Annotated in this window: 17 protein-coding genes; 8 read left to right on the forward strand and 9 right to left on the reverse strand. The window is 59.3% G+C overall.

Annotated elements, in window-relative coordinates; translation table 11 throughout:
- Positions 1–94 precede the first annotated feature (94 nt).
- Positions 95–943 (forward strand): carbon-nitrogen hydrolase family protein, encoded by an 849-nt coding sequence (locus PSH97_RS04100; RefSeq protein ID WP_305448209.1) that lies wholly within the window; start codon positions 95–97, stop codon positions 941–943.
- Positions 944–961: 18 nt separating this feature from the next.
- Positions 962–2,404, forward strand: coding sequence for a metalloprotease TldD (gene tldD, locus PSH97_RS04105; protein ID WP_123355886.1), 1,443 nt, complete (start codon positions 962–964; stop codon positions 2,402–2,404).
- A gap of 48 nt (positions 2,405–2,452) precedes the next feature.
- Here tldD and yjgA read toward each other — a convergent pair whose 3' ends face one another.
- Positions 2,453–2,977 (reverse strand): ribosome biogenesis factor YjgA, encoded by a 525-nt coding sequence (gene yjgA, locus PSH97_RS04110; protein ID WP_007901505.1) that lies wholly within the window; start codon positions 2,975–2,977, stop codon positions 2,453–2,455.
- Positions 2,978–3,085: 108 nt separating this feature from the next.
- Here yjgA and pmbA point away from each other — a divergent pair, with 108 nt between their 5' ends.
- From pmbA to PSH97_RS04140, 6 genes are all read left to right on the forward strand, one after another.
- The gene (gene pmbA, locus PSH97_RS04115; protein ID WP_305448210.1) at positions 3,086–4,432 is read left to right on the forward strand and encodes a metalloprotease PmbA; all 1,347 of its coding nucleotides are present in this window, start codon (positions 3,086–3,088) and stop codon (positions 4,430–4,432) included.
- Positions 4,433–4,676: 244 nt separating this feature from the next.
- Positions 4,677–5,072, forward strand: coding sequence for a hypothetical protein (locus tag PSH97_RS04120; RefSeq protein WP_030128017.1), 396 nt, complete (start codon positions 4,677–4,679; stop codon positions 5,070–5,072).
- On the forward strand, positions 5,065–6,441 hold the full coding sequence (locus tag PSH97_RS04125) for a class II fumarate hydratase (protein ID WP_305448211.1): 1,377 nt from the start codon (positions 5,065–5,067) through the stop codon (positions 6,439–6,441). Before PSH97_RS04120 ends, PSH97_RS04125 begins: the two co-directional genes overlap by 8 nt.
- Positions 6,442–6,468: 27 nt before the next feature.
- Entirely contained in the window at positions 6,469–6,909 is a 441-nt protein-coding gene (locus tag PSH97_RS04130) for a hypothetical protein (RefSeq protein ID WP_305448212.1), read from the forward strand.
- 1 nt (position 6,910) lies between these two features.
- Positions 6,911–7,522, forward strand: coding sequence for a superoxide dismutase (locus PSH97_RS04135; protein WP_305448213.1), 612 nt, complete (start codon positions 6,911–6,913; stop codon positions 7,520–7,522).
- Between the two features lie 30 nt (positions 7,523–7,552).
- Positions 7,553–8,446: a ZIP family metal transporter gene (locus PSH97_RS04140; protein ID WP_305448214.1), complete on the forward strand. Its 894-nt coding sequence runs from the start codon at positions 7,553–7,555 to the stop codon at positions 8,444–8,446.
- 152 nt (positions 8,447–8,598) lie between these two features.
- Here PSH97_RS04140 and PSH97_RS04145 read toward each other — a convergent pair whose 3' ends face one another.
- The 8 genes from PSH97_RS04145 to lptC all read right to left on the reverse strand — a co-directional run bounded on the left by PSH97_RS04145 (position 8,599) and on the right by lptC (position 14,126).
- On the reverse strand, positions 8,599–8,874 hold the full coding sequence (locus PSH97_RS04145; RefSeq protein ID WP_305448215.1) for an HPr family phosphocarrier protein: 276 nt from the start codon (positions 8,872–8,874) through the stop codon (positions 8,599–8,601).
- Positions 8,875–8,889: 15 nt separating this feature from the next.
- A complete protein-coding gene (gene rapZ / locus PSH97_RS04150) occupies positions 8,890–9,747 on the reverse strand; it encodes an RNase adapter RapZ (protein WP_123498993.1) in 858 nt (285 codons plus the stop codon).
- A gap of 2 nt (positions 9,748–9,749) precedes the next feature.
- On the reverse strand, positions 9,750–10,214 hold the full coding sequence (gene ptsN, locus PSH97_RS04155) for a PTS IIA-like nitrogen regulatory protein PtsN (protein WP_305448216.1): 465 nt from the start codon (positions 10,212–10,214) through the stop codon (positions 9,750–9,752).
- Between the two features lie 12 nt (positions 10,215–10,226).
- Positions 10,227–10,535, reverse strand: a complete 309-nt coding sequence (gene hpf / locus PSH97_RS04160; RefSeq protein ID WP_003178005.1) for a ribosome hibernation-promoting factor, HPF/YfiA family — start codon at positions 10,533–10,535, stop codon at positions 10,227–10,229.
- Between the two features lie 79 nt (positions 10,536–10,614).
- Entirely contained in the window at positions 10,615–12,108 is a 1,494-nt protein-coding gene (locus tag PSH97_RS04165; RefSeq protein WP_305448217.1) for an RNA polymerase factor sigma-54, read from the reverse strand.
- Between the two features lie 185 nt (positions 12,109–12,293).
- Positions 12,294–13,019 carry an LPS export ABC transporter ATP-binding protein gene (gene lptB / locus PSH97_RS04170; protein ID WP_030128011.1) on the reverse strand — a complete coding sequence of 242 codons (726 nt, stop codon included), beginning with the start codon at positions 13,017–13,019 and terminating at the stop codon, positions 12,294–12,296.
- Positions 13,019–13,567, reverse strand: coding sequence for a lipopolysaccharide transport periplasmic protein LptA (gene lptA, locus PSH97_RS04175; protein WP_305448218.1), 549 nt, complete (start codon positions 13,565–13,567; stop codon positions 13,019–13,021). The genes lptB and lptA overlap by 1 nt, the downstream gene beginning before the upstream one ends.
- A complete protein-coding gene (gene lptC / locus PSH97_RS04180; RefSeq protein WP_305448219.1) occupies positions 13,554–14,126 on the reverse strand; it encodes an LPS export ABC transporter periplasmic protein LptC in 573 nt (190 codons plus the stop codon). The genes lptA and lptC overlap by 14 nt, the downstream gene beginning before the upstream one ends.
- Positions 14,127–14,131: the final 5 nt, after the last annotated feature.

Genomic DNA, 14,131 nt, shown 5'->3' on the forward strand with positions numbered 1-14,131 from the left:
TTTTGACTTTAATTACCAGGGGCAAAAGAATCGCAGCCTCGTTTCACTCCGCAGCTCCTACAGGTATGCGTAGATTTCACATAAGGAATAGGCCATGTCTGTAGCGGTGATTCAAATGGTCAGCCAGAGCGACGTGCTGGCCAATCTGGCCCAGGCCCGTCGTCTGCTTGAGCAGGCGGCGACCGGTGGCGCGCGGCTTGCCGTGTTGCCGGAAAACTTCGCCGCCATGGGCCGTCGCGACATTGCCGACATCGGCCGCGCCGAAGCTTTGGGCGAAGGCCCGATCCTGCCGTGGTTGAAACAGACCGCCCGCGACCTCAAGTTATGGATAGTGGCCGGCACATTGCCGTTGCCGCCGGTGGATCAACCGACGGCGAAAGTGCATGCCTGCTCGTTGCTGTTCGATGACCAGGGCGAAACCGTTGCACGGTATGACAAGCTGCACCTGTTCGACGTAGACGTGGCGGATAATCGCGGGCGTTATCGCGAATCCGATGACTATGCTTATGGCAGTGGTGTGGTCATTGCCGATACTCCGGTCGGTCGGGTCGGGCTGACGGTGTGTTACGACCTGCGTTTCCCGGAGCTGTACAGTGAATTGCGTGCTGCTGGCGCGGAGTTGATTACCGCTCCGTCAGCCTTCACCGCGGTGACCGGTGCGGCTCATTGGGACGTGCTGATTCGCGCGCGGGCCATCGAGACTCAGTGTTACATGCTTGCGGCCGCCCAGGGTGGGACGCATCCGGGGCCACGAGAAACCTTTGGTCATGCCGCCATCGTCGACCCATGGGGGCGTGTGCTGGCACAACAGGATCAAGGCGAGGCCGTGCTGCTGGCCCAACGCGACAGCAGCGAACAGGCGTCCATCAGGGCGCGGATGCCGGTGTCCACTCACCGGCGCTTTTTCTCGCAGGGCGCCCAGCGACCTGCATCAGAACGATGAATTTAAGGCGTAAAGCATATGAGCGAGTTGTTGTCCTCCGTCAGTGAACACCTCCTGGCGCCCGGCGGCGTAACGATCGAGAGCCTGCAAGGTGTGCTCGGCGATCTGGCTGGCCCGGGCATCGATGCCGCCGACCTGTATTTCCAGGGGCAGATTTCCGAATCCTGGGCACTGGAAGACGGGATCGTCAAGGAAGGCAGCTTCAACCTCGACCAAGGTGTCGGCGTGCGTGCGCAATCGGGCGAAAAAACCGGTTTCGCCTACAGCAATGCGATCACCCTCGAAGCGCTGGGCGCGGCGGCCCGTGCGGCCCGTTCGATTTCCCGGGCCGGGCAGAACGGCACCGTGCAGGCGTTCACCACCCAGGATGTCGCCCAGTTATATGGGCCGGACAACCCCTTGGAAGTGATGACCCGTGCCGAGAAAGTCGAGCTGCTCAAGCGTATCGACGTGGCGACCCGTGCCCTCGACCCGCGTATCCAGCAAGTCACCGTGAGCATGGCCGGGGTCTGGGAACGGATTTTGATTGCTTCCACCGACGGCGGGCTGGCGGCGGATGTGCGACCGCTGGTGCGTTTCAACGTCAGTGTGATCGTCGAGCAGAATGGCCGTCGTGAACGCGGCGGTCATGGCGGTGGCGGTCGTACCGATTACCGCTATTTCCTCAGCGACGACCGCGCCATGGGCTATGCCCGCGAAGCGTTGCGTCAGGCGCTGGTGAATCTGGAAGCCATTCCGGCCCCGGCCGGTACGTTGCCGGTGGTGTTGGGTTCGGGTTGGTCCGGCGTGTTGCTGCACGAAGCCGTCGGCCATGGCCTGGAAGGCGATTTCAACCGCAAGGGCAGTTCGGCCTACAGCGGGCGCATGGGCGAGATGGTTGCCTCGAAGCTCTGCACCATCGTCGATGACGGCACCCTCGCCGGGCGTCGTGGTTCGCTGAGCGTCGACGACGAAGGCACCCCGACCGAGTGCACCACGCTGATCGAAAACGGCGTGCTCAAAGGTTATATGCAGGACAAGCTCAACGCGCGCCTGATGGGCGTGGCCCGCACCGGCAACGGTCGTCGCGAGTCCTACGCGCACCTGCCGATGCCGCGCATGACCAACACTTACATGCTCGGTGGCGAAAGCGACCCGGCGGAAATCATCGCCTCGGTGAAAAAAGGCATCTACTGCGCCAACCTCGGCGGCGGTCAGGTGGACATCACCAGCGGCAAGTTCGTGTTCTCCACCAGCGAGGCGTACCTGATCGAAGACGGCAAGATTACTGCCCCGGTCAAAGGCGCGACGTTGATCGGCAACGGGCCGGAAGCCATGAGCAAGGTGTCGATGGTCGGTAACGATCTGGCGCTGGACAGCGGTGTGGGAACGTGTGGCAAGGATGGGCAGTCGGTGCCGGTGGGTGTCGGCCAGCCAACGCTGAAAATCGATGCGATTACCGTGGGTGGCACGGGCGCGTAAGAAATGGAGCTTCGGGTGAGCCGCCAGGTGGCTCACCCGATTCGGGACTTAACGCAGACCGCGTTGAGTCTCGTCCAGCTCACGGATGTACTTGAAGATTTTACGGCTCGAAGCCGGTGGCTTGTTGGTCGCCAGTTCGTGCTGGGCCTGACGGATCAGGGAGCGCAATTGCTGACGATCAGCTTCCGGGTAGTCGAGCACGAACTTCTCCAGGACTGCATCGTCGCCCGCGATCAAGCGATCGCGCCAGCGTTCCAGGCCATGGAAACGTTCGTTGTACTGCCGAGTGGAGGCATCCAGTTGATCGAGCAGAGTCAGAATGGCGTCAGTGTCCTGATCGCGCATCAGTTTGCCGATGAACATAAGGTGCCGTTTACGCGCGATATTCGCGGTGTGCTTGGGCGCATCGGCCAGGGCCCGGCGCATAGCGTCGGTCAACGGCAGTTTTGCCAGCAAGTCAGGCTTGAGTGTTGTAAGGCGCTCGCCAAGGTCAACCAGAGCATGCAGCTCACGTTTAACCTGGGATTTGCTTTTTTCTCCCGTATCGAGGGAGTCGTCGTAAGAATCAACCATGGTGGCCGTCCGCAAAGAAACGCCGCCATGATAACCAGTCGGGGGCCGCTTGTCCGGCCCGGTCGCTCGAAGGCCCCAGCCGAAAGCAGAATTTGAGTGGAGAACAGCATGAGTGCAGTTGAAAGCGTCGGCCCACAAGCGTTGCCGGCACTGCAAGAACAAGTCGAGCAGATCATCGCTGAAGCCAAGCGCCAGGGCGCCAGTGCCTGTGAAGTGGCCGTGTCGCTGGAGCAGGGCCTGTCGACCACGGTGCGTCAGCGGGAAGTCGAAACCGTTGAGTTCAATCGCGATCAGGGCTTTGGCATCACCTTGTATGTGGGGCAGCGCAAAGGCTCGGCCAGTACCTCGGCCAGCGGTTCGGAAGCGATTCGCGAAACCGTCGCCGCCGCGCTGGCCATTGCCAAGCACACCTCCGAAGACGAAGCCTCGGGCCTGGCGGATGCCGCGTTGATGGCCAAGGATCTGCAGGATTTCGACCTGTTCCATCAATGGGACATTACCCCGGAGCAAGCCATCGAGCAGGCTTTGGCCTGTGAAGCGGCGGCGTTTGCCACCGATAGCCGGATCACGAATGCCGACGGCACCACACTCAATACTCATCAGGGCTGCCGAGTTTACGGTAACAGCCACGGTTTTATCGGTGGTTACGCGTCGACTCGTCACAGCCTCAGCTGCGTGATGATCGCCGAAGCCGATGGCCAGATGCAGCGCGATTACTGGTATGACGTGAACCGTCAGGGCAATTTGCTGGCCTCTGCGCAGAGCATCGGCCAGCGTGCCGCGCAACGGGCGGCGAGCCGTCTGGGTGCGCGTCCCGTACCGACCTGCGAAGTGCCGGTACTGTTTTCCGCGGAACTGGCCGGTGGCTTGTTCGGCAGTTTCCTGTCGGCGATTTCCGGCGGCAATCTGTATCGCAAATCATCGTTCCTCGAAGGCACGCTGGGGCAAAAGTTGTTCCCGGAATGGTTGACCCTCGATGAACGTCCGCACCTGATGCGCGCCCTGGGCAGTTCGGCCTTCGACGGCGATGGCCTGGCGACCTACGCCAAGCCGTTCGTGGAGAAGGGCGAGTTGGTGTCCTACATACTCGGCACTTACTCCGGTCGCAAGCTAGGCATGCCGAGCACCGCCAACGCCGGCGGCGTGCACAACTTGTTCGTCACCCATGGCGACGAAGATCAGGCAGCCTTGCTGCGTCGCATGGGCCGTGGCCTGCTGGTCACCGAACTGATGGGGCAGGGCCTGAACATGGTCACTGGCGATTACTCCCGTGGCGCGGCGGGTTTCTGGGTCGAGAACGGCGAAATCCAGTTCGCGGTCCAGGAAGTGACCATCGCCGGCAACATGCGCGACATGTTCAAGCAGATCATTGCGGTCGGTAATGACCTGGAGTTGCGCAGCAACATTCGCACCGGGTCGGTGTTGATCGAGCGGATGACGGTGGCGGGTAGCTAACCCCGGTCGCTGCACAAAAAGGCGCGCCATCTATCGGATGGCGCGCCTTTTTTATTGGCCGCAACATCGATCCTGTGGGAGCGGGCTTGCCCGCGATAGCGTCATTTCAGTCGACATCGATGTTGAATCTTCAATCGTCATCGCGGGCAAGCCCGCACCCACAAAGTACCCGGTGCTTTGCTGTGCTTGTTTTGGTTCTCATTATCATCTAATAATAAATCTCATTACCGAATGAGCCCGGATCATGAGTTCTGCCTTGCACGAGCAGCCTTACCTCGAAAGCTGGCGCTGGATGAGTCGCCAGATCCGTTGCGCCATGGACCCTGACGAGCCGCGCCTGATTGAACATTACCTGGCCGAGGGCCGGTATCTGGCGTGTTGCACGGCCACCTCTCCCTGGACCATCGCCGAAACTTCCTTCCGTTTATTGCTCGACACTGCCGCCGACGTCGCGCTGCCCTGGCACTGGCGCAGCCTGTGTCTCGACCAAGCCTGGCGGCCGTTGCGCGATCTCGAACGGCAATCACTCTGCGGTTGCCGCCTCAAACGCTGGCAAAGCTACGCCTGGCAACTGGCGACCTGCGAGTTGCAACCCTCCATTCCTCTCATAGAACTGGTGCAAGGATCTCCTGATGAATAACACACGTATCGAACGCGACAGCATGGGCGAATTACAGGTCCCGATTGATGCTTTGTATGGCGCACAGACCCAGCGCGCGGTGGATAACTTCCCGATCAGCGGCAAACCGATGCCCGTGCAGTTCATCCGGGCGCTGATTCTGGCCAAGGCTGCTGCCGCCCGAGCCAACGTCGAGCTCAAACAGATCAGCGAATCCCAGGGCAAGGCGATCGTCGACGCGGCTCAAGGCCTGCTCGAAGGCGACTTCATGCAGCACTTCCCGGTGGATATCTTCCAGACCGGTTCCGGCACCAGCTCCAACATGAACGCCAACGAAGTGATCGCTACCTTGGCCAGCCGCTTGTTGGGCGAGCCGGTCAATCCCAACGATCACGTCAATTGCGGTCAGAGCAGCAACGACATCATCCCGACCACCATCCATGTCAGCGCCGCACTGAGCTTGCATGAGCAGTTGCTGCCGGCGCTGGTGCATCTGGTGCAGGTGATCGAACACAAGGCCGAGCAGGTTCATCCGTTCGTCAAAACCGGGCGTACCCATTTGATGGACGCCATGCCCGTGCGCATGAGTCAGGTGCTCAATGGTTGGGCGCAACAGCTCAAGGCCAATATCGGTCACCTGCAGGATCTGCTGCCAAGCCTGCAGTCCCTGGCCCAGGGCGGCACGGCGGTGGGGACCGGGATCAATGCCCATCCGCAGTTTGCAGCGCGTTTCAGCCAACAGCTCAGCCAACTGACCCAGGTGCAGTTCACGCCGGGCAAGGACCTGTTTGCGCTGATCGGCTCGCAGGACACGGCGGTCAGCGTTTCAGGGCAGCTCAAGGCCACGGCGGTTTCCTTGATGAAAATCGCCAACGACCTGCGCTGGATGAATTCCGGCCCGTTGGCCGGGCTCGGTGAAATCGAACTCGAAGCCTTGCAGCCCGGCTCGTCGATCATGCCCGGCAAGGTTAACCCGGTGATCCCGGAAGCTACCGCGATGGTCGCTGCTCAGGTGATCGGCAACGACACGGTGATCACCGTCGCCGGCCAGTCGGGCAATTTCGAGTTGAACGTCATGCTGCCGATCATCGCCCAGAACCTGCTGAGCAGTATCGAGTTGCTGGCCAACGTCAGCCGCTTGCTGGGCGACAAGGTTATCGCCAGCTTCAAGGTCAACGAGGCCCGGCTCAAGGAAGCGCTGTCGCGCAATCCGATTCTGGTCACTGCACTCAACCCGATCATTGGTTACCAAAAAGCCGCTGAGATTGCCAAGAAGGCTTATCAGCAGGGCCGGCCGGTAATCGATGTCGCCCTGGAACACACTGACCTGACGCGCAACCAACTGGAAGAATTGCTCAACCCAGAGAAGCTCACCGCAGGCGGTGTGTAATCACTGCTACCGCTTTGGAGGCTCACCATGGAGCATTGGAAACGCACGATCGAAAGAGCAAATCGCTGTTTCATGCTGGGCGAGCTGATCGATGCCCGCGAGGCCTACTTGCAGGCATTGGCCCTGGCCCAAGTGTTGTTCGAGCGCTGGGCGGATGCCGACGAAGCGGTGGCGGCTTGCGTGATTTCCCACCATAACCTGGCGGACCTGCACTTGCGTCTGAACCAGCCAGAGGAGAGCGCCGAGTACCTTTGCGCGATCCATCAACGGCTGTTGCAGACCATGCAGGACCCGCGACTGGCGCCGGCTTTGCGTGAAGCCGCGCTACGCCAGAGCAGCAAAACCTATGTCGAGCTGCTGAATTTCATCAGCGATCATGGCGAGTATCCGCGCACCCACCGTTTGTTGCTCACCGACATCGCTTCGCCCTCGCATCAGCCTGCGCCCTTACAACATGGAGTTCATTGAAATGGCTTTTACCCTGCCTGCCTTGCCGTACGCCTACGACGCCCTGGAACCGCACATCGATGCACAGACCATGGAAATCCACTACACCAAACACCACCAGACCTACATCAACAACCTCAACGCAGCGGTCGAAGGCACTGAATTTGCTGAATGGCCCGTGGAAAAACTGGTGGCGGCTGCTCAGCAATTGCCGGAAAAACTTCGTGCGGCGGTGATCAATCAGGGCGGTGGGCATGCCAACCATTCGTTGTTCTGGAAAGTCATGGCGCCCAACGGTGGTGGTCAGCCTGAAGGTGCACTGGCCAAGGCTATCGATGAGCAATTGGGTGGTCTCGACAACTTCAAGGAGGCTTTCACCAAAGCTGCGCTGACCCGTTTCGGTAGCGGTTGGGCCTGGTTGAGTGTGACGCCGCAAAAGACCTTGATCGTTGAAAGCAGCGGCAACCAGGACAGCCCATTGATGAACGGCAATACGCCGATTCTCGGCCTGGACGTTTGGGAACACGCTTATTACCTGCGCTATCAGAACCGCCGTCCGGAATACATCAATGCGTTCTACAACGTGATCAATTGGCCCGAAGTCGCCGCGCGTTATCAGGCTGCGCTGGTTTGAATCTTCTATAAAAACAATCCAGGGCTGACTATGGGTACTGAAACACTGGCGGTCGGAAGTGGACGAATGTTTCGTTACGCACTGGGATCGCTGTTACTGCTGGCGGGCATGACGTTATTGGCTGCTCAAGGGCTGAGCTGGCTGGACCTCGAACCGAAACTGCAGCGCGCCCTGCAAGGCGGGGCGATTTGCGCCTTGGGTACGGCTTTGGGCGCGGTGCCGGTGCTGGTGATTCGGCAGATGCCTCAGGTAGTCAGCGACATATTGCTCGGTTTCGGAGCCGGGGTGATGCTCGCCGCGACGGCGTTTTCGCTGATCGTGCCGGGCATTGCCGCGGCCGAAAACCTCGGGCTGACCCCTTGGGCGGCCAGCGGCCTGATCAGCTTCGGCATTCTGCTGGGTGCATTCGGGTTGTTTCTGGTGGATCGCAGGGTGTCTGGCACTACGCCCAAAATGCTCGTGGGGACATTGGAGCAATCGGTGATTCCGCCGCGGATCTGGTTGTTTGTATTTGCCATCATTGCCCACAACATCCCCGAAGGCATGGCGGTTGGCGTCTCGGCCGGCGGTGGCATGCCTGACGCCGACAGCCTGGCCATGGGCATCGCCTTGCAGGATGTGCCGGAAGGGCTGGTGATTGCGTTGGTGTTGGCCGGAGCAGGAATGTCGCGGGTCAAGGCGTTCCTGGTCGGTGCTGCGTCAGGGTTGGTCGAGCCGGTGTTTGCCTTGTTGTGCGCCTGGCTGGTGAGCCTGGCTGAACTGCTATTGCCTTTGGGGCTGGCACTGGCGGCCGGTGCGATGCTGCTGGTGGTGACTCACGAGGTCATCCCCGAATCGCGCCGTCATGGTCACGACAAACTGGCCAGCCTCGGGCTGCTGATCGGGTTTTGTCTGATGATGGTGATGGATACGGCGCTCGCCTAGAATGCAGACTTGTAGCAGCTGGCGAAGCCTGCGTTCGGCTGCGAAGCAGTCGTAAAATCAGTCAGCGCGGTCTTTCAGGCAAACTGGATATACCGGATTTACGACTGCCCTACAGCCGAACGCAGGCTTCGCCAGCTGCTACAAGGCGAGCATTACTCGCCTTCGTCGAAGTAGTTGTTGATCAACTTCACCAATGCATCCAGCGCTTCCTGCTCCTGTTCACCTTCGGTACTCAGGAAGATTTTTGTGCCTTTGCCAGCAGCCAGCATCATCATGGCCATGATGCTTTTGCCGTCGACCACGGTTTCTGGCGTGCGTCCTACCCTGATCGTGCAATCCTTGAACTGACCGGCGACCCCAACGAATTTTGCAGACGCGCGGGCATGCAGGCCCAGCTTGTTGATGATTTCGATTTCCAGAGCAGGCATCGCGATGTGAATCCTTTAGCTGAGGTCGCGGTGGCGGACCTGGACGTTCTTCAGGGTTTTTTGCAGGACCTGACCCAGACGTTCGGTCAGGTAGACAGAGCGGTGATGCCCGCCGGTGCAGCCGATGGCAATGGTGACATAGGCACGATTGCTGGCAGCAAAGCGGGGTAGCCACTTGAGCAAGTAGGAGGAAATGTCCTGGAACATCTCTTCGACGTCCGGCTGTGCCGCCAGGTACTCGGCCACCGGTTGATCGAGCCCGGACTGTGCCCGTAGCTCCGGCTTCCAGTAAGGGTTGGGCAGGCAGCGCACGTCAAACACCAGATCGGCATCCACCGGCATGCCACGCTTGAACCCGAAAGACTCCACCAGGAACGCAGTGCCCGGTTCCGGCTGATTCAGCAGGCGCAGCTTGATGGTATCGCGCAGCTGATACAGGTTCAGATTGGTGGTATTGACCTTGAGGTCGGCCAGATCGGCGATAGGCCCCAGCAGATTGGTTTCGTCCTGTATCGCCTCCGCCAATGAGCGGTTGGCGCTGCTCAGTGGGTGACGACGGCGAGTTTCCGAAAAGCGTTTGAGCAAGGTTTCTTCGTCAGCGTCCAGGTACAGCACGTCGCACTGGATATGCCGGCTGCGGACTTCTTCCAGCAATTCGGGAAACCGGGACAGGTGACTCGGCAGGTTGCGTGCATCAATGGACACGGCCACCAGCGGTTGTGCCAGTTCGGTGTGAATCAGCGCGCGCTCGGCCAGTTCCGGCAGCAAGCCGGCAGGCAGGTTGTCGATGCAGTAATAGCCGTTGTCCTCGAGCACATCGAGGGCAGTGCTTTTACCTGAGCCGGAGCGGCCGCTGACGATGATCAGGCGCATGATTAGTGACCGCTCTGCTCGTCCAGGACAACCTGATACAAGGCTTCGTTGCTCGGGGCGCTGCGCAGTTTTTCCCGCACTTCCTTGCGATCGAGCATGCTGGCGATCTGGCGCAGTAGCTCCAGGTGCGCATCGGTGGCGGCTTCCGGGACCAGCAGCACAAACAGCAGGTCAACCGGGGCACCGTCGATGGCGTCGAAATCGATAGGGGCTTCCAGGTGCAGCAGCGCACTGATTGGCGAGGTGCAGCCTTTGAGCCGACAGTGGGGGATGGCGATGCCGTTGCCGAAACCGGTAGAACCGAGTTTCTCACGGGCAATCAGAGCCTCGAAGACGTCCTGCATTCCCAGATCCGGTACTTCGCGGTGGATAAGGTTGGCAATTTGCTCGAGGGCTTTCTTTTTACTGCCACCCGGCGCGTTCACTTGGGAACGGCCGGGGGTCAGGATGGTTTCTAGTCGGATCATGGATTGGGGGTGTTAACGACCGGTCGCGCCCTGGAGGAGGCTCTGGGTCTTTTCCTTATGCTTTTTAAGTTGGCGATCCAGCTTGTCGGTCAGCAGGTCGATGGCGGCATACATGTCCGTATGCTCGGCATTGGCGACCACTTCTCCGCCGGGAATATGCAGCGTGGCTTCGATCTTCTGCAGCAGTTTTTCGACATTCATCGTGACTTGCACATTGGTGATCTTGTCGAAATGCCTCTCCAATCGGTCGAGTTTTTCGCCGATGTAGGTGCGCAGGGGTTCGGTCACTTCCAGTTGGTGTCCACTGATGTTGACTTGCATACAGCTTCTCCTTCGTTGCCAGTGCATAAAGCGGCAGGCAGAAATGCCTGCCACTGGAACGCTGTGGCGAGCCCGACGGCTACATCAACCGCTTCCGTTCGCTGGAAGGCGCGATCCCCAGGGATTCGCGGTACTTGGCGACGGTGCGACGGGCTACCTGAATGCCTTGTGCCTCCAGTAAACCAGCGATCTTGCTGTCACTCAACGGCTTTTTCTGATTTTCCGCGGCAACCAGTTTTTTGATGATCGCGCGGATCGCTGTGGACGAGCATTCACCGCCTTCGGAGGTACTGACGTGGCTGGAAAAAAAGTATTTCAGTTCATAGATGCCCCGTGGGGTATGCATGAATTTTTGCGTGGTCACCCGTGAAATCGTCGATTCATGCATGCCCACCGCTTCGGCGATGTCATGCAGCACCAACGGCTTCATGGCTTCGTCACCGTATTCAAGAAAGCCGCGCTGATGCTCGACGATCTGGGTGGCGACTTTCATCAGGGTTTCATTGCGGCTTTGCAGGCTCTTGATGAACCAGCGAGCCTCCTGCAGCTGATTACGCATGAAGGTGTTGTCAGCGCTGGTATCGGCACGCCGCACGAAACCGGCGTACTGGGCGTTGACCCGCAGGCGTGGCACCGACTCCTGGTTCAGCTCCACCAGCCAGCGCTCGTTGTCCTTGCGCACGATCACGTCGGGAACGACGTATTCGGCTTCGGTGGACTCGATCTGTGAGCCCGGGCGTGGATTGAGGCTCTGGACCAATTCGATGACCTGACGCAGCTCATCTTCCTTGAGCTTCATGCGGCGCATCAGTTGGCTATAGTCGCGGCTGCCGAGTAGGTCGATGTAATCGGTGACCAGACGCTTGGCCTCGGCCAGCCAAGGGGTCTTGGCGGACAGTTGGTGCAGTTGCAGCAGCAGGCATTCACCGAGGTTGCGAGCGCCGATGCCAGCGGGTTCGAATTGCTGGATGCGGTGCAGGACGGCTTCGATTTCGTCCAGTTCGATGTCCAGTTCCGGGTCGAACGCTTCGAGGATCTCCTCGAGGGTTTCGTCCAGGTAGCCCTGATTGTTGATGCAATCGATCAGGGTTACGGCGATCAGGCGATCGGTGTCGGACATCGGTGCCAGGTTCAGTTGCCAAAGCAAATGGCTTTGCAGGCTTTCACCGACCGATGTGCGGGTGGTGAAATCCCACTCGTCGTCATCGTTGCTCGGCAGGCTGCTGGCGCTGGTCTGGTAGACGTCCTCCCAAGCCGTGTCGACGGGCAATTCATTGGGAATTCGCTCGTTCCAGTCGCCTTCCTCAAGGTTATCCACCGTCGGGGCGGTTTCCTGGTAAGAGGGTTCCTGAACATCGGCGTTGGGTTTCTGTTCGGCGCTATCGGCCAAAGGGTCGGCGTTATCGAAGTCGTCGCCTTCTTCCTGGCGTTCGAGCATCGGATTGGACTCCAGGGCCTCCTGGATTTCCTGTTGCAGGTCCAGGGTCGACAATTGGAGCAGGCGGATGGCCTGTTGCAGCTGCGGTGTCATCGTCAGCTGCTGGCCCATTCTCAAGACTAGCGATGGTTTCATGGCAGGGGCTTAACACCTTATTCGCCGGCGCACATGCGCCATCCACTACAGGGCGCCGAAGCGCCAAACATAAGCAAATTATATGCCCGAAACTGAAGTGTTTGCCTAGAGCGCTGTAACAATAAAAATTTATTGATTTTTTATTGACGCGAGCGCTCTCTCGGCGACCCGGGCACCTCGGGTGCTTACAGGCGGAACTCGTGGCCTAGATACACTTCTTTGACCAGTTCATTGGCCAGGATGGTGGCGGAGTCACCTTCAGCGATCAGTTGGCCATCGTTGACGATGTAGGCGGTTTCGCAGATATCCAGGGTCTCACGAACGTTATGGTCCGTGATCAGCACGCCAATGCCTTTGGCCTTGAGGTGATGGATGATCTGCTTGATGTCGCCCACCGAAATGGGGTCTACACCGGCGAAAGGTTCGTCGAGAAGGATGAATTTCGGATTGGTAGCCAATGCCCGGGCGATTTCCACGCGGCGGCGTTCACCACCGGACAGGCTCATGCCGAGGTTGTCGCGGATGTGGTGGATGTGAAATTCCTGCAGCAGGCTTTCCAGCTCCTGGCGACGACCGGCCTTGTCGAGCTCCTTACGGGTCTCGAGGATGGCCATGATGTTGTCGGCCACCGACAGTTTGCGGAAGATCGACGCTTCTTGCGGAAGATAGCCGATACCCGCCTTCGCACGACCGTGCATCGGCTGGTGGCTGACGTCCAGATCGTCGATCAATACGCGGCCCTGATCGGCCTGTACCAGGCCGACAATCATGTAGAAGCAAGTGGTTTTACCGGCGCCGTTAGGGCCAAGCAGGCCGACGATCTGACCGCTGTCGATGGACAGGCTGACGTCGCGCACGACCTGACGGCTCTTGTAGCTCTTGGCCAGATGCTGAGCTTTCAGAGTTGCCATTACTGGGCCTTTTGCTCGTCGGTTTTCTTCTTCGGCTGGATCACCATGTCGATGCGAGGGCGTGCCTCGGTGACCTTGTTACCCGTGGCGCGACCGGCGCTCGCAAGCTTTTTGACCGTGTCGTAGACGATTTTCTCGCCCTGGGTGGTGTTGTTGTCCTTATCGACAACTTTTGCCTTGTCGATCAGCACGACGCGGTTTTGCGCCGCGTGGTACTGGATGGTTACGCCCCAGCCCTGAACAGGCTTGGTGTCGCCGGCGGTCTGCAGTTGCTCGAAGTAGGCGAGGTTGCCCACCGAAGTCACTACGTCGATGTCGCCCGCAGGCGTGCGGGTGATGGTTACAGTGTTGCCGGTAACCTTCATCGAGCCCTGGGTGATGATCACGTCGCCTTTATAGGTAGCAACGCCATTCTTGTCGTCCAGTTGGGCATCGTCGGCCTGAATGCGGATAGGCTGCTCCTGATCGTTCGGCAGAGCCCAGGCGCTCACGCTTCCCAGTGCTGCGCCCAGACTGAGCAAAATAGGGAGAGTTTTAACGAGCCTCATACTGTCCTCTTACGTTCGATAGCAGGTGTATCCTGCTTTCTTTCAAGTACGCTTTCATTCCGTTGCCTGTCGATACACCGCCAGCGCCGTCGATTCTAACGGGTTGATCGGTCTGCGCATATTGCTGCTGCGGGAACACTGTCATACGGGTGGTGGTAATCAGGGTTTTGCGGTTTTTTTCGTCGAAGCGCGTGATACGTACCGAATCAATCAGCTCGACCTGAGTGCCGTCCGGGTTGACTTCGCCGCGCTCGCTCTGGACGTGCCAAGGGAATTCGGTGCCGCGGAACATGTTCAGGTCAGGATTGGTCAGCAACGTCACCTCGCTCGCTTTCACGTGTTCGACCTTGTCCGACGTCATCTCGTATTGCAGTTTGCCGTCGGGCAGGTACTGCACGCTATGGGCGTTGATGGCGTAATAGTCGATCGCATTTTCATCGACCTTCACCACCGGTTTGTCGAGGAAGCGTTCCGGGCTGATGTTCCAGTAGCCGACCGCCGCAAAAATCGCGGCGATGCAACCGAACACCAGGATGTTGCGAATTTTTTTGCTCAGCATGATGG

Source organism: Pseudomonas cucumis (assembly GCF_030687935.1).
GTDB lineage: Bacteria > Pseudomonadota > Gammaproteobacteria > Pseudomonadales > Pseudomonadaceae > Aquipseudomonas > Aquipseudomonas cucumis.

Coding starts and splice junctions, on each gene's coding strand:
- PSH97_RS04100 (WP_305448209.1), top strand. CDS start 95: ATGTCTGTAGCGGTGATTCAAATGGTCAGCCAGAGCGACGTGCTGGCC.
- tldD (WP_123355886.1), top strand. CDS start 962: ATGAGCGAGTTGTTGTCCTCCGTCAGTGAACACCTCCTGGCGCCCGGC.
- yjgA (WP_007901505.1), bottom strand. CDS start 2,977: ATGGTTGATTCTTACGACGACTCCCTCGATACGGGAGAAAAAAGCAAA.
- pmbA (WP_305448210.1), top strand. CDS start 3,086: ATGAGTGCAGTTGAAAGCGTCGGCCCACAAGCGTTGCCGGCACTGCAA.
- PSH97_RS04120 (WP_030128017.1), top strand. CDS start 4,677: ATGAGTTCTGCCTTGCACGAGCAGCCTTACCTCGAAAGCTGGCGCTGG.
- PSH97_RS04125 (WP_305448211.1), top strand. CDS start 5,065: ATGAATAACACACGTATCGAACGCGACAGCATGGGCGAATTACAGGTC.
- PSH97_RS04130 (WP_305448212.1), top strand. CDS start 6,469: ATGGAGCATTGGAAACGCACGATCGAAAGAGCAAATCGCTGTTTCATG.
- PSH97_RS04135 (WP_305448213.1), top strand. CDS start 6,911: ATGGCTTTTACCCTGCCTGCCTTGCCGTACGCCTACGACGCCCTGGAA.
- PSH97_RS04140 (WP_305448214.1), top strand. CDS start 7,553: ATGGGTACTGAAACACTGGCGGTCGGAAGTGGACGAATGTTTCGTTAC.
- PSH97_RS04145 (WP_305448215.1), bottom strand. CDS start 8,874: ATGCCTGCTCTGGAAATCGAAATCATCAACAAGCTGGGCCTGCATGCC.
- rapZ (WP_123498993.1), bottom strand. CDS start 9,747: ATGCGCCTGATCATCGTCAGCGGCCGCTCCGGCTCAGGTAAAAGCACT.
- ptsN (WP_305448216.1), bottom strand. CDS start 10,214: ATGATCCGACTAGAAACCATCCTGACCCCCGGCCGTTCCCAAGTGAAC.
- hpf (WP_003178005.1), bottom strand. CDS start 10,535: ATGCAAGTCAACATCAGTGGACACCAACTGGAAGTGACCGAACCCCTG.
- PSH97_RS04165 (WP_305448217.1), bottom strand. CDS start 12,108: ATGAAACCATCGCTAGTCTTGAGAATGGGCCAGCAGCTGACGATGACA.
- lptB (WP_030128011.1), bottom strand. CDS start 13,019: ATGGCAACTCTGAAAGCTCAGCATCTGGCCAAGAGCTACAAGAGCCGT.
- lptA (WP_305448218.1), bottom strand. CDS start 13,567: ATGAGGCTCGTTAAAACTCTCCCTATTTTGCTCAGTCTGGGCGCAGCA.
- lptC (WP_305448219.1), bottom strand. CDS start 14,126: ATGCTGAGCAAAAAAATTCGCAACATCCTGGTGTTCGGTTGCATCGCC.